The following is a 15,049-nucleotide window of genomic DNA, read 5'->3' on the forward strand; positions in this document are numbered from 1 at the left end:
TAGTCACTATATTAAGGCGGCATTACACTATTAATAATAAATAATCCCGCCTTAGTGAATCCCACTCGCTATTACCTGGCATTAATTCCAAAACATTTCTATTTCTTTTGATATTTCAGCTCACTATATTAGCTGCCAAGATGAAACGGCAACAAACACCTTTCATTGCAAAACCGGTCATTAGGCCAAAACAAATTAACTATTAAACATTACCATTAACTATCGCGAACTATTTCGCACCGGAGCTTTATTATGAATATCACGATGAAAAAGAAACTGATTGTTACCTCTTTACTGGCCGCCTCGGTATTTGCCTCTGCGGCGAATGCTGCGAGTGGTTCAATTAATGTTACAGGCAAAATCACAGCAAGCCCATGTTCTATAGATACAACAAAATCAACTACCACTCTAGATCTTGGCAGTATTAATCTGAACAGTAAAGATACTATTCCCGCCGAAAAAGAAATTACAATCAGTCTTAAAGACTGCCCCTTCACGGCCCAAACTGCCACGGTAAAATTTACCGGTACAGCAGATGGAGACAATTTCAAGTTTGAAGGTGGTGCTAAAGGCTATGCATTGCAACTAATTGATACAGATGGCTCAACGCCGATTAAGAATGGTGTTGATGCCGCCCCTCTGAACATGGGAGGGCAAGCAACTAATGACCTAAAATACAAAGCTAAATTTATCAAGACCGGTACTGCTGCTACTGACTTCCAAGCTGCTTCCAAAACTACTGGTGATGTAAATGTATCGTTAGGTTACGACATAACATTTAACTAATCCCCACCCGCGCTAATACCTTTATTAACGCAGTAATTATGCAGTCTTTACCGCCCCGATATTTTATTTGTCGGGGAAGTAATTTTTATTATTTATTGTTGCCACCAAGGCAAAAATTAATCTATTTAGAGAGAACAACCATGCCGTGGTTAAAATCGTTATTCTTTATCGCCTGTTTAACCGGCGTGATGCAGTCAGCTCAGGCCGGTGTTGCGGTCGGCGGCACCCGGGTTATTTATGATGGTGCTAAAAAAGAAGCTACTTTATCCGTGACCAATCAGGATAAAAACACCCCTTATTTAATTCAAAGCTGGGTCGATAATTTTGAGGCCACCAATAATAACAAAGTGCCCTTTATTATCACCCCGCCGTTATTCCGTTTAGATGGCGGGCAGGAAAGTAACCTGCGTATTTTATTAGCGGGCGGTAATTTGCCGCAAGACCGCGAATCAGTGTATTGGCTGAATGTCAAAACCATTCCCTCCAGTAAAAAAGGCGATGGCAACCAGCTATTTATCTCGATTAAAAATCGCATCAAATTATTTTACCGCCCGGCCGGGCTGGCCGGTAACGCCGCTGATGCCTATAAAGCACTGCGCTTCGCGCGCCAGGGCAAGCAATTACAAGTGAGCAACCCCACCGCCTATCACGTCTCCTTCCATACCCTGAAAGTGGGAAGCAGCGAAATCAAAGGCGCGCTGATGGTAGCTCCTCAAGGCACCCTCACCGTTGACCTCCCCGCTGGCGCTACAGGCGCGGTGAGCTGGCAGGCAATTAATGATTTTGGCGGCACGTCAGATATTGCCAGCGCCAGCTTATAACCCCGGATGACCACCATGACGCAGCATCATTTTGCTTTACCAGCCAGTGGGCGGGCTTTAAGGTTGGCTATTCAGTTAGCGCTGGGGTTAACCACCTTATCGGCCCCCGCCTGGGCTGAGGATTATTTCCATCCCGGTTCGTTAGAAATTAAAGACGCCAGCTATGCGGCCATTGATCTCAGTGTATTTTCGCAATCCGGTTCACAGTTGCCCGGCACCTATCGGGTAGATATTTACCTGAATGGCCAGCAGATAGAGACGCGCGACGTCACCTTTATTGCTGATAACGGCAACTTACTGGCCGAAATCACCCCGCAGCAACTGGCTGATTTAGGGGTGAAAGTGGCCGCCTTCCCGGCTTTGCAACAGCAACCGGTGGATGTGCCACTGACGCAATTGAGCGAATTTATTCCGGCCGCCAGCAGCAGCTTTGATATTCATCACCAGCGGCTGGATTTAAGCATTCCACAGGCGGCGCTGAACAGTCAGGCGCGCGGCTATATTGACCCGAAACAGTGGGATCAAGGTATCCCCGCGCTGATGGTCAATTACAGCCTGAGCGGTGCCAATAGCTGGCAGGATAACCAGCCGGGCAGTAGCAGCAGCCATTTTCTCAACCTGCGCAGCGGGCTGAACTGGGGGCCGTGGCGTTTGCGTAACTATTCCACTTACAGCCAGAGCAGCAATGGTCAGGCACAGTGGAAAAACATTACCAATACCTTACAGCGCGATATTCACGCCATCAAAGGCCAACTGACCCTCGGTGACAGCTACACCCCCGGCGAGATCCTGAACGGTGTGGCTTTCCGTGGTGCGCAGTTATCATCTGATGACAGTATGTTGCCCGATAGCTTGCGCGGTTTTGCCCCGGTCATACGCGGTATTGCCGATAGCAACGCGCAGATCACCATTCGTCAGAATAATAATGTGATTTACCAAACCTACGTGCCACCGGGGGCTTTCGCCATTGACGACTTGTACCCGACCTCTTCCAGTGGTGATTTAGAGGTGACCATCAAAGAGGCCGATGGTCGCGAGCGCAGCTTTAAGCAGGCGTTTGCTTCCGCGCCGATTATGCAGCGCGAGGGCAGCCTGAAATATTCTCTGAGCGCCGGTCAATACCGTGGCGGTGGCAACGGCAGCCCTACGCCGCACTTTGCCCAGACCTCGCTGGCCTACGGCATGCCGTTCGGCTTTACCCTGTATAACGGCTTATTAATCTCAGCTGATTATCAGGCCGGCGCGCTAGGGGTGGGGGTGGGTTTAGGCCGTGTCGGTTCGGTATCCATGGATGTGACCCAAGCCAAAACCACCTTTGAAGATAGCACTACCCGTCAGGGGCAATCATACCGGCTGCAATATGCCAAAAGTTTTACTGAAACCGGCACGAACTTCTCGCTCGGTAGCCACCGCTACTCCACTGAGGGTTTTTATGATTTCAGTGAAGCTAACCAACTGACCGGCGTGGGCAGCATTAACTCGTTGGGGCGCAACAATAACAAGCGCAGCCGTACCCAGTTTCATATCAGTCAGTCACTGAATGATTTTGGCAGCCTGTATCTTTCCGCTTATCAGCAGGATTACTGGCAGCGCAAAGGCTACGAGCGCAATGCCACACTGGGCTACAACATTTCTCTCTCTGGCATTAGCTATGGCCTAAATTACAGCTATAGCCAGACGCCGGGCCAGCAGCAAAATGATCAGCGCGCCAGTCTGAGTGTCAATATTCCGTTGAGCAAATGGCTGCCCAATAGTTGGGCCAATTACAGTATTAACAGCAATAAAGGCGGGGCGACCAGTCAGCAGTTGGGGCTGAGTGGCAGTGCGCTCGATAATAATCTCAGCTACAACCTGCAACAAAGTCGCGCCAATCGCGGCGGCGGCAACAGCGGTAGCCTGAGCAGCAGTTATAGCGCTAGTTACGGCCAGGTAAACGCCGGTTACAGCTACAGTGCGAACAGCCGTCAGTTGAACTATGGCCTGAGCGGCGGTGTGCTGGCGCATCCTTACGGCGTCACCCTGTCACAATCCCAGAGCGATACCTTAGTGTTGGTGCGCGCCCCCGGAGCCAGCGGTGTCGGCGTCGGCAGTGGTCGCGGGGTAAAAACCGACTGGCGTGGCTATGCAGTGGTGCCCTATGCCACCCCTTATCGCCAGAACAGCGTGGCGCTGGATACCCAAAGTATGGGGGACAGTATCGATATGGATATCACCAGCCAAAACGTAGTACCCACCCGCGGCGCGGTGGTGCTGGCTAACTTCCAGCCACGCCTCGGTAGCCGGGTGCTGATTAACCTCAGTTATCAAGGTAAGCCGGTGCCGTTCGGTGCTATGGTCAGCTTGCAGGGTGAGGCAGCCGACAGCGCCAATAGCAGTATTGTCGGCGATGACGGCCAGGTGTATCTCAGCGGCGTGCCGGATAACGGCAATTTGCAGGTGCAATGGGGCAATCAGGAAAAGCAGCAGTGTCGCGCGGCATTGACCTTACCGGCAGCAGAAACTGATACCACTTCGGCAGTGCGCATATTGGATGCGGTGTGCCGGTAAATAAACTTAGGGTTGCGGGTTAATCTTTACTAGCCCGTGGCTCAATAAAATAATCGTGTAGGTCATTATGTTTAAGTCAATTGCAAAAGCTATAAATCAGAATAAAAAAAATAAATTAGTAAAATTAATTACAGTTTTATCAGTTTTTTATATATTTACACCTTATATTTCTCATGCTACTCCGGAATGTACAGGGGATTCTAAATTTTTTATGAGAAAAGATAAAATTAAATTCATGAACACAAGTAATATTGGTCATCAAGAAAAATCCTTGGAGATTAGTTCTGACATGTCATGTAGTAAAATTACACCTCAAGATGTTGGAGAAAAAATTGTATTCAGATTAGTACCCACAACAACCCCGATATTTATCAGCAGTGATACTTTTGATAGCGGAATATCAGGAATAGGCATAAGAATTGAAGAGATGTATCAGAATCCTGAGTGTTCCTTCGATAGCACCAAATTAGAATATACATGTGAAATACTAAACAACCACCAACGGGGAGTAAAATATATGTTTCTCGTATATTTATATATTGTAAAGTTAAATTTAAATCATGGCATTGGTGAATTTTCATCACCAACATACTCTGGGGAATATTATGTAGAGTCCAATGGTCCAGGATCGGCCAAGAGAATAAATATTGGAAATAATAATTCACAAAAAATAGAAATCACATCTAATACTTGCACCCTGAATACTCTCAATATTGATTTTAACTTAGGAGAACAGCAGCAAAAAGATTTTACTGGCATGGGGTCTAAAGGCCGTGAAAATACCAATAAAATAGCTTTAACCTGCGATCCCAATACTAAATACTCCCTTAAAATCGATGGCGATGCTGAGCCTGGTCATCAGAGCGTACTTAAATTAACCCCAGAACCCGGTGCTGCCAGCGGGGTGGGAGTGCAACTGCTTGTTGGTAACAATAAAGACCCGATGGAAATTGGCAAAGCTAAAGAAATGGGTATCACCGCCAGTACTGGCACTGACATAAAGAAAGAAATCGATATCACCGCCCGCTATTATCAAACCGAAAACAAAGTCACCCCCGGCACCGCCAATGCCAGCGCCACCTTTACCATGACATATCAATAAAAAAGCACATCGCGGCGGCAGTGAGTTAATTCACTGCCGTCACAGCGGCCGCTGTCAATAGTCAGAATGGCGTTTTCCCAAAAAGTCATACATCACGGCTATTTTATCCAATTTATACTTTCTCTGACCGCAGCTTAATTCCACGATCTGAATATTCCGTTTAAAAATATAACTGTTAGATTAGCGGGCAATAATCAACATTATCCCAAGAGAATTTTTTATGTGGTGGTTTAAACCGCTATTATTGATAGCCTGCTTAAGCGGCGCGGTGCATTCCACCCAGGCGAGTCTATTAAGCAGCACAGACAATCTACTATTGCTGACCATTAAACAGCGGATTAGCCAATTCTACCACGCAGTTGAACTGCCTAATACTCTGGCTAATGCCTATAAAACGCTGACCTTTTCCCGCCACGGCAATCAATTACAGATCACTAACCCCAGCCCGTATCACATCTCTTTTCATAACCTGAAGATCGGTGGCAATGAGATTAAAAACGTCACCAAGATTGCGGCCAAAAGTACACTCACATTGCCGCTACCCACCGCCCATTCTGGTTCAGTAAGCTGGCAGGCCATCAGTGACTTCGGCGGTATTTCCCCGGTGGCAACGGCTATTATTGTGGATAACGCTAATCTGAGCGATAAATTAGCCGCTGCGCATACACCACTGAGCAGAATAGAAGATGATGATTAATTTAATACTTAACCGGATTAATATCCGCAAATATTCTGTTGCTGCCCCGCTAATTTTATTATTAGCGGGCCTATATGGGTTTATACCTGCTACCAGTTATGCCGATGTTCAATGTGATGTATTTAACCCTGGTGAAATAAGACTAGAGCCGGTCACCATATATAATTCAGATCCACTGGGCACTGAGAAACATCTCTATTCCCGAGGTTCTCGCATGAATTGTACCTTTACCCCGCAGCAAGAAAAAATGGGGAAATTAATTTTTGAACTGGACCCAGCCGCCGCCAGTAATACCACTTATCCTGAAGCATTTAATACTAATCTGGCTGGCGTGGGTCTTAAATTTGCGATTACTGGCAACCCGGCATGTGCAATAGAGGATAGAACCAAAATAGCCTGTAATATTAAACTCAAAGATCAAGTAGTGCATTTTGTTATCCTCAGGCTGTTTTTTAAAACTGATCTCCAGCAAGAATTTGGCACCATTAACATTCCTCAAGGCAATATCAAGTATTATCTGGAAGAGGATGGCCCGGCCACAGCCAAAGATCTGCCCGGTATACTCGGCGCAGCCACAAGGGTGATAAACAAAAATGGTTGTATGCTAAAGACGCTCAACCTTGATTTTGATTTAGGCAAACATCAGCAAAATAGCTTTAAGGGCATCGGTAGCACCGGGCGGGAAATAACCCAGCCGATTATTTTATCCTGCAACCCGAAAACCAAATATTTCCTTAGCGTTAATGGCGACGATGCCGGTGCGCTGGGGGTGATTAAACTCAGTCAGGCCCCCGGCATGGCCAGCGGCATTGGGGTACAGTTGCTAACAGCAAATGATAATCAGCCAATAATATTAACGGCGACCAAAGAAATGGGTACCTCGGCTGACAATAACAAAGATTCAGAGCAAACCATTGGCATTACCGCGCGCTACTATCAAACCGACACTAAAGTCACTCCCGGCAGCGCCAATGCCAGTGCCACCTTTATCATGACTTATGAGTAGCAATATGGGGCATAGGAACAGGTCTCGGTTGATAGTCGTTCTGTTATCACCTTACCTCTGCGGCCTCACCGAGCAGGAGGGCAAGCGATACGTGCGCAAGCGCGGGATTCCACAAGGGTGCGCGCCCGCACCCTTTGGCGGTTGGTTCATTAGAGGCTAAGTTAGCTCGGTGCTCTAACAACCGAACCGGCTCACTTAATCAATCAACTAAAACAATTTTAAATGTCAAAATTGTAAACTCCACTCCCCAAACCCTGACAATACTTTCATATTTCCTCCATTTTTACCCACTCAATACCCACTAAACTAGTAACATATCAAAATTCTCATTTTTGCACCTGCGTGCACATAAACAGATCAATAAAAGGGATTCTCCACCATTATGAAAGCTCAATCCAAACGCACTTCCCGGTTACTGATGTTATTGGGGGTAGTGGTGGCGATTATTGTTACTGTGTTTGTCTGGCGTCATTTCAGTGCAGCCCCGCAGAGCAGTGCGCCCGGCGCACAACAAGCCGCGAGTGGCAGCAGCTCCGCCCGCGCTGGGGGGCGGCGTAATATGCCGATGTCTCCAGTACAAGCCGCCACAGCGACCGAACAAGCGGTGCCACGCTATCTCACCGGCTTAGGCACAGTGATTGCCGCCAACACCGTGACGGTCACCAGTCGGGTTGACGGTCAGCTCATGGCTATCCACTTTACCGAAGGCCAACAGGTCAATGCTGGCGACTTACTGGTCGAAATTGACCCGCGCCCATACGAAGTCCAACTGACTCAAGCTCAGGGGCAGCTGGCGAAAGATCAAGCCACACTGGATAACGCGCGTCGCGATTTAGCCCGCTACCAGAAATTGGCGAAAACTGGCCTGATTTCACAACAGGATCTGGATACCCAAGCCTCGCTGGTTCGCCAAAGCGAAGGCAGTGTAAAAGCTGACCAAGGGGCTATCGATAGCGCCAAATTGCAATTGACTTATAGCCGTATTACCGCGCCTATTTCCGGTAAAGTCGGGCTAAAACAAGTGGATGTCGGCAACTACATTACCAGCGGCAGCGCCACTCCGATTGTGGTTATCACTCAAACACATCCAGTTGATGTGGTCTTTACCCTGCCAGAAAGTGATATCCCTGCCATTATGCAAGCGCAGAAAAATGCGGCAAAAAACAATACTACCGTTCCGGTTGAAGCCTGGGACCGCACCAACAAGCAGATGCTGGCCCAAGGCCATCTGCTCAGTATTGATAACCAGATTGATACCACCACCGGCACCATTAAGCTAAAAGCCCGCTTTGCCAATGAAGATGACGTGCTGTTCCCGAATCAATTTGTCAACGCGCGTATCAAAGTGGATTTACTGCAAAACGCCGTGGTAGTTCCAACCGCTGCGGTACAGATGGGCAACGAAGGCAGCTTCGTCTGGACGTTAAATGACGAGAACAAAGTCAGTAAGCACTTGGTTACCACTGGGATTCAGGATAGCAAACAAGTGGTTATCAGCGCCGGGTTGGATGCCGGTCAGCGCGTAGTCACTGACGGCATTGATCGCCTGACAGAAGGTTTACAAGTTGAAGTGGTGACGCCGCGCTCAGCGGATACCACGCCAACCGATGCAGCAGAAAAGCCGGCTACGGCTGAGAAAGGCACACACCGTCGGGGCGGAAAACCCGCGACGGACGCAGCGGCGGGCAGTACCACCACTGCGGCGGAGAAATCCTGATGCAAGTGATGCCTCCAACGCCGGGCGGCGGGCCATCACGGCTGTTTATCCTGCGCCCTGTCGCCACCACCTTATTTATGGTCGCCATTTTGCTGGCGGGGATTATCGGCTACCGCGCCTTGCCGGTTTCCGCCCTGCCGGAAGTGGATTACCCAACCATTCAGGTGGTCACACTCTATCCCGGTGCAAGTCCGGATGTGGTGACCTCCTCTATTACCGCACCACTTGAGCGCCAGTTTGGTCAGATGTCTGGCTTGAAACAGATGGCGTCACAAAGCTCCGGTGGCGCGTCGGTTATCACCTTGCAATTCCAGCTCACTTTGCCGCTGGATGTGGCCGAGCAGGAAGTGCAGGCGGCGATTAACTCCGCCACTAACTTGCTGCCAAATGATCTGCCCTACCCACCGATTTACAGTAAGGTGAATCCGGCGGATCCACCGATTCTGACGCTGGCCGTCACCTCCACCGCCATCCCGATGACACAAGTGGAAGACATGGTGGAAACCCGCATTGCGCAAAAGATCTCGCAAGTCACCGGCGTCGGTCTGGTCACCATTTCAGGTGGGCAGCGCCCTGCCGTGCGGGTCAAATTGAATGCCCCGGCGGTAGCTGCTTTGGGGCTGGACAGTGAAACCATTCGTACCGCCATCAGCAATGCCAACGTCAACTCGGCCAAAGGTAGCCTGGATGGGCCAACCCGTTCGGTAACCTTATCCGCCAACGACCAGATGAAGTCGGCTGAGGATTACCGCGACCTGATTGTTGCTTACCAAAACGGCGCGCCAGTTCGCTTGCAAGATGTCGCCACCATCGAGCAGGGCGCAGAAAATAACAAACTGGCGGCCTGGGCCAATAACCAGCAGGCCATTGTGCTGAATATCCAGCGCCAGCCGGGGGTCAATGTGATCGCTACCGCCGACAGTATTCGCGAAATGCTGCCGGAGCTGATCAAAAGTCTGCCTAAATCGGTTGATGTCAAAATACTGACCGACCGCACCACCACTATCCGCGCCTCGGTCAATGATGTGCAGTTCGAGTTACTGCTGGCCATTGTGTTGGTGGTGATGGTGATTTACCTGTTCCTGCGTAATGCGGCGGCCACCATTATCCCCAGTATTGCCGTGCCGTTGTCATTAATCGGGACGTTCGCCGCGATGTATTTCCTCGGTTTCTCAATCAACAACCTGACATTAATGGCGCTGACTATTGCCACCGGCTTTGTGGTCGATGACGCCATTGTGGTGATTGAAAATATCTCGCGCTATATCGAAAAAGGCGAAAAACCGCTGGATGCCGCGCTGAAAGGGGCTGGTGAGATTGGCTTTACCATTATTTCACTGACGTTCTCATTGATTGCCGTATTGATTCCACTGCTGTTTATGGGTGATATCGTCGGCCGCCTGTTCCGTGAGTTTGCGGTGACATTGGCAGTGGCAATCCTGATTTCAGCCGTGGTGTCCCTGACACTGACGCCAATGATGTGCGCACGCATGCTCAGTTATGAGTCACTGCGCAAGCAAAACCGCCTGTCACGCGCCAGTGAGAAATTCTTTGACTGGGTGATTGCCCATTATGCGGTAGCACTGAAAAAAGTCCTTAAGCACCAATGGATTACTTTGGGTGTCGCGCTGAGCACCTTAGTGCTGACAGTCTTGCTTTACCTGATGATGCCGAAAGGATTTTTCCCATTACAGGACAACGGATTGATTCAAGGTACGCTGGAAGCGCCACAATCGGTTTCATTCAGTAATATGGCGGAGCGCCAGCAGCAAGTGGCCGCCATCATCCTGAAAGATCCGGACGTCGAAAGCCTGACCTCATTTGTCGGGGTGGATGGCACCAACGCCACACTGAACAATGGCCGGTTGCAGATTAACCTTAAACCATTGGAAAGCAGAAAAGATCGTATCCCAGAAATCATTACCCGCTTGCAACAGAGTGTATCCGGCGTTCCGGGTATTAAGCTCTATTTGCAGCCAGTGCAAGATTTGACTATCGATACCCAACTGAGCCGCACCCAGTATCAGTTCACCCTGCAAGCCACCTCATTGGAGGAACTGAGTACCTGGGTACCGAAACTGGTCAGTGAATTGCAACAACAAGCGCCATTCCAGGATGTGACCAGCGACTGGCAGGATCAGGGGCTAGTGGCATTTGTGAATGTGGATCGAGACAGCGCCAGCCGTCTGGGGATCACTATGGCAGCCATCGACAGCGCGTTGTATAACGCATTTGGTCAGCGGCTAATTTCCACCATTTATACCCAAGCCAACCAGTATCGGGTGGTGTTGGAACATGACGTCAAAGCTACGCCGGGGCTGGCGGCCTTCAATGATATCCGCCTGACCGGCAGTGACGGCAAAGGTGTGCCATTGAGCAGTATTGCCACCATCGAAGAGCGCTTCGGGCCGCTTTCTATCAACCATTTGAATCAGTTCCCGTCAGCCACCATCTCATTCAATTTGGCACCGGGCTATTCTCTGGGCGAGGCGGTGGAAGCCGTGACACAAGCGGAGCAGGCCATTCAACTGCCGGCCGATATCACGACGCGTTTCCAAGGCTCGACACTGGCGTTTCAGGCCGCACTCGGCAGCACACTATGGCTAATTATTGCCGCCATTGTGGCGATGTATATTGTGCTCGGCGTGTTGTACGAAAGCTTTATTCACCCGGTCACTATCTTATCTACCCTACCGACCGCCGGTGTCGGCGCGTTATTGGCTCTGATATTGACCGGCCACGAGCTGGATGTGATCGCCATTATCGGGATCATTCTGCTTATTGGGATCGTGAAGAAAAACGCCATCATGATGATCGACTTTGCGCTGGCCGCCGAGCGCGATCAGGGTATGACCCCATATGACGCAATTTATCAGGCCTGCTTATTGCGTTTCCGCCCAATTCTGATGACCACCCTGGCCGCACTGTTTGGCGCATTGCCGCTGATGCTCAGTACCGGAGCCGGTGCCGAACTGCGCCAGCCGCTCGGGGTCTGTATGGTCGGTGGGCTGATTGTTAGTCAGGTGTTGACTCTGTTTACCACACCGGTTATTTATCTGTTGTTCGATAAACTGGCACGCAATACCCATAATCATCAGGATATTGATACACCAGCCTTGCCGAATGGACGGGAACAGCCGTGAAATTCTTTGCTCTGTTTATTCAGCGCCCAGTGGCCACCACGCTGTTGACACTGGCGATAACACTCAGTGGAGTGATCGGCTTTAGCTTATTGCCGGTTTCACCGCTACCGCAAGTCGATTACCCAGTGATTATGGTCAGCGCCTCCATGCCCGGCGCGGATCCGGAAACCATGGCGTCATCCATTGCCACACCACTGGAGCGCGCACTGGGAAGAATTGCCGGGGTCAATGAAATGACCTCAACCAGTTCATTGGGTAGCACGCGGATTATTCTGCAATTTGATCTCAGCCGCGATATTAATGGCGCAGCTCGTGATGTGCAGGCCGCACTCAACGCCGCTCAGAGTTTGCTCCCATCAGGGATGCCCAATCGCCCGACCTATCGCAAGATGAACCCGTCGGATGCGCCAATCATGATAATGACCCTGACCTCGGATACTTTCAGTCAGGGGCAATTATATGACTTTGCCTCAACCCAACTGGCGCAGAAAATTGCCCAGACCGAGGGGGTCAGTGATGTCTCCGTCGGTGGCAGTTCCCTGCCAGCGGTGCGGGTAGAACTTAATCCAAGTGCGCTGTTCAATCAGGGCGTGTCGCTGGACGCGGTGCGTCAGGCGATCAGTGCCGCTAACGTGCGCCGCCCGCAAGGTTCAATCGACAGCAGTGAACAACACTGGCAGGTGCAGGCCAATGATGAGATCAAAACGGCCGAGGGTTATCGCCCGCTTATCATTCACTACAACAATGGCTCTCCGGTGCGGCTACAAGATGTCGCTAATATCGTCGATTCTGTGCAGGATGTGCGCAATGCCGGGATGTCTGATGGCAAGCCGGCCGTGCTGTTGGTGATCAGCCGTGAGCCGGGCGCAAATATTATTGCCACTGTCGATAGAATTCGCGCCGAGCTCCCTGCCCTGCGCGCCTCGATCCCCGCCTCGATTGAGTTGAATATTGCTCAGGATCGCTCGCCGACTATCCGCGCCTCACTGGATGAAGTGGAGCGTTCACTGGTGATCGCCGTGGCATTGGTGATTTTGGTGGTGTTTCTGTTCCTGCGATCAGGCCGTGCCACCTTGATCCCCGCTGTCGCCGTGCCGGTTTCGTTGATCGGCACCTTTACTGCCATGTATTTGTGCGGTTTTAGCCTCAATAACCTGTCGCTGATGGCGCTGACCATCGCCACCGGTTTTGTGGTTGATGATGCTATCGTGGTGCTGGAGAATATTTCCCGCCATCTGGAGGCGGGCGTGAAACCGATGGCTGCCGCCTTGCGCGGGGTGCGCGAAGTCGGTTTTACCGTGCTGTCGATGAGTATTTCTCTGGTGGCGGTGTTTATTCCGCTGCTGTTGATGGAAGGGTTACCGGGGCGATTATTCCGTGAGTTTGCCGTCACATTGTCAGTGGCAATTGGTATCTCGTTAGTTATTTCGTTGACCCTGACGCCGATGATGTGCGCCCATTTATTACGTGCACAGCCGGCAGGGAAACAACAACGTATTCGTGGCTTAGGTAAAGTGCTGATGGCTATTCAGCAAGGTTATGGTCGCTCGCTCAATTGGGTGCTGGGCCATACACGCTGGGTAATGGTTGTGCTGCTTTCCACTATTGCTCTGAATGTTTGGCTCTATATCAGCATTCCCAAAACCTTTTTTCCCGAGCAGGATACCGGCCGCATGATGGGCTTTATTCAAGCCGATCAGAGTATTTCGTTTCAGGCGATGCAGCAAAAGCTGAAAGATTTTATGAAAATTGTCAGTGCTGACCCGGCGGTCGATAATGTCACTGGTTTTACCGGCGGTTCGCGCACCAACAGTGGCTCGATGTTTATCTCATTGAAACCACTAAGTGAACGCAATGAAACGGCGCAACAAGTGATTACCCGGTTACGTGGAAAATTGGCAAAAGAGCCGGGAGCCAGCCTGTTCCTCTCTCCGGTACAAGATATCCGTGTTGGCGGCCGACAATCTAACGCCAGTTATCAATTTACGTTATTGGCCGACGATTTAGCGGCTCTGCGTGAATGGGAACCGAAAGTGCGGGCTGCTTTGAGCAAGTTACCAGAGCTGGCGGATGTTAACTCCGATCAGCAGGATAAAGGCTCGGAAGTGGCCCTGACGTATGACCGCGAAACTATGGCGCGGCTGGGTATCGATGTGTCAGATGCCAATGCGTTGCTCAATAACGCCTTTGGTCAGCGGCAAATTTCCACCATTTATCAGCCATTGAACCAATACAAAGTGGTGATGGAAGTCGCCCCTCAATACACGCAGGATGTGAGTTCGCTGGATAAGATGTTTGTGATTAACAGCGCAGGCCAGTCTATCCCGCTGTCCTATTTCGCTAAATGGCGGCCCGCCAATGCGCCGTTGTCGGTTAATCACCAGGGCTTATCGGCTGCCTCAACTATCTCATTTAACTTGCCCGATGGTGGCAGCTTGTCTGAAGCGACAGTCGCCATTGAGCGGGCGATGACGGAACTGGGTGTACCAAGCACAGTGCGCGGTATGTTTGCCGGTACGGCGCAAGTGTTCCAGGACACCTTGAAATCCCAGCTCTGGCTGATTATGGCGGCGATCGCCACGGTGTATATCGTGCTGGGGATTTTGTATGAAAGTTATGTCCACCCGCTGACCATTCTTTCAACACTGCCCTCTGCGGGAGTCGGGGCATTACTGGCGCTGGAGCTGTTCGATGCGCCCTTTAGTCTTATCGCCCTGATTGGCATCATGCTATTGATTGGTATCGTAAAAAAGAACGCCATCATGATGGTCGATTTTGCCCTTGATGCCCAACGCAATGGCAACCTTAGCGCCCGCGATGCCATTTTCCAGGCCAGCCTATTGCGCTTTAGGCCGATTTTGATGACCACCTTGGCTGCCTTATTCGGCGCGCTACCCCTGGTGTTAAGTAGCGGCGATGGTGCCGAACTGCGCCAACCGCTGGGGATTACCATTGTCGGCGGGCTGGCGATGAGCCAATTGCTCACTCTGTATACCACGCCGGTGGTTTACCTCTATTTTGACCGGCTGCGCAGCCGCTTTAGCAAAAAACCGTTAATGAGACTGGAATAATTTATTATGAAATGCCCAATAGCTTTTAAATTGCAGCCAACACAGCAGCAGGTTGAAAGATGACAGCCTATCTATACCCTATAGATTTCAAGTTGCAGGAAGGCGGCAAGCGAGTGACTAATCGGTTGAAAACCGATTTGAACAGCATTTATGCTAGCC

Annotated in this window: 9 protein-coding genes; all 9 read left to right on the plus strand. The window is 50.4% G+C overall.

Annotated features, from left to right (window positions below; genetic code table 11):
• Positions 1-252: 252 nt before the first annotated feature.
• The 9 genes from HU019_RS11370 (at position 253) to mdtC (ending at position 14,890) form a co-directional block, all read left to right on the plus strand.
• Complete coding sequence (locus HU019_RS11370) at positions 253-786, plus strand: fimbrial protein (protein ID WP_174849058.1); 534 nt, start codon at positions 253-255, stop codon at positions 784-786.
• Positions 787-926: 140 nt separating this feature from the next.
• Entirely contained in the window at positions 927-1,607 is a 681-nt protein-coding gene (locus tag HU019_RS11375; RefSeq protein ID WP_174849059.1) for a fimbrial biogenesis chaperone, read from the plus strand.
• 6 nt (positions 1,608-1,613) lie between these two features.
• Positions 1,614-4,154, plus strand: coding sequence for a fimbria/pilus outer membrane usher protein (locus tag HU019_RS11380; RefSeq protein ID WP_407083952.1), 2,541 nt, complete (start codon positions 1,614-1,616; stop codon positions 4,152-4,154).
• 67 nt (positions 4,155-4,221) lie between these two features.
• On the plus strand, positions 4,222-5,256 hold the full coding sequence (locus HU019_RS20285; RefSeq protein WP_227739210.1) for a fimbrial protein: 1,035 nt from the start codon (positions 4,222-4,224) through the stop codon (positions 5,254-5,256).
• 220 nt (positions 5,257-5,476) lie between these two features.
• A complete protein-coding gene (locus tag HU019_RS11390; protein ID WP_174849061.1) occupies positions 5,477-5,953 on the plus strand; it encodes a fimbrial biogenesis chaperone in 477 nt (158 codons plus the stop codon).
• Positions 5,954-6,167: 214 nt separating this feature from the next.
• Positions 6,168-6,959: a fimbrial protein gene (locus HU019_RS11395; protein ID WP_227739211.1), complete on the plus strand. Its 792-nt coding sequence runs from the start codon at positions 6,168-6,170 to the stop codon at positions 6,957-6,959.
• A 382-nt stretch (positions 6,960-7,341) separates the two neighbouring features.
• Positions 7,342-8,676 (plus strand): MdtA/MuxA family multidrug efflux RND transporter periplasmic adaptor subunit, encoded by a 1,335-nt coding sequence (locus HU019_RS11400; RefSeq protein ID WP_174849062.1) that lies wholly within the window; start codon positions 7,342-7,344, stop codon positions 8,674-8,676.
• Positions 8,676-11,819, plus strand: a complete 3,144-nt coding sequence (locus tag HU019_RS11405; protein WP_174849063.1) for an MdtB/MuxB family multidrug efflux RND transporter permease subunit — start codon at positions 8,676-8,678, stop codon at positions 11,817-11,819. The genes HU019_RS11400 and HU019_RS11405 overlap by 1 nt, the downstream gene beginning before the upstream one ends.
• On the plus strand, positions 11,816-14,890 hold the full coding sequence (gene mdtC, locus HU019_RS11410) for a multidrug efflux RND transporter permease subunit MdtC (RefSeq protein WP_174849064.1): 3,075 nt from the start codon (positions 11,816-11,818) through the stop codon (positions 14,888-14,890). The genes HU019_RS11405 and mdtC overlap by 4 nt, the downstream gene beginning before the upstream one ends.
• Positions 14,891-15,049: the final 159 nt, after the last annotated feature.

Source organism: Yersinia artesiana, assembly GCF_902726545.1.
Taxonomy (GTDB): Bacteria; Pseudomonadota; Gammaproteobacteria; order Enterobacterales; family Enterobacteriaceae; genus Yersinia; species Yersinia artesiana.

Bases quoted from the DNA above. Each gene is read 5' to 3' on its own strand.
- HU019_RS11370 (WP_174849058.1), top strand. From the start codon at position 253: ATGAATATCACGATGAAAAAGAAACTGATTGTTACCTCTTTACTGGCC.
- HU019_RS11375 (WP_174849059.1), top strand. From the start codon at position 927: ATGCCGTGGTTAAAATCGTTATTCTTTATCGCCTGTTTAACCGGCGTG.
- HU019_RS11380 (WP_407083952.1), top strand. From the start codon at position 1,614: ATGACCACCATGACGCAGCATCATTTTGCTTTACCAGCCAGTGGGCGG.
- HU019_RS20285 (WP_227739210.1), top strand. From the start codon at position 4,222: ATGTTTAAGTCAATTGCAAAAGCTATAAATCAGAATAAAAAAAATAAA.
- HU019_RS11390 (WP_174849061.1), top strand. From the start codon at position 5,477: ATGTGGTGGTTTAAACCGCTATTATTGATAGCCTGCTTAAGCGGCGCG.
- HU019_RS11395 (WP_227739211.1), top strand. From the start codon at position 6,168: ATGAATTGTACCTTTACCCCGCAGCAAGAAAAAATGGGGAAATTAATT.
- HU019_RS11400 (WP_174849062.1), top strand. From the start codon at position 7,342: ATGAAAGCTCAATCCAAACGCACTTCCCGGTTACTGATGTTATTGGGG.
- HU019_RS11405 (WP_174849063.1), top strand. From the start codon at position 8,676: ATGCAAGTGATGCCTCCAACGCCGGGCGGCGGGCCATCACGGCTGTTT.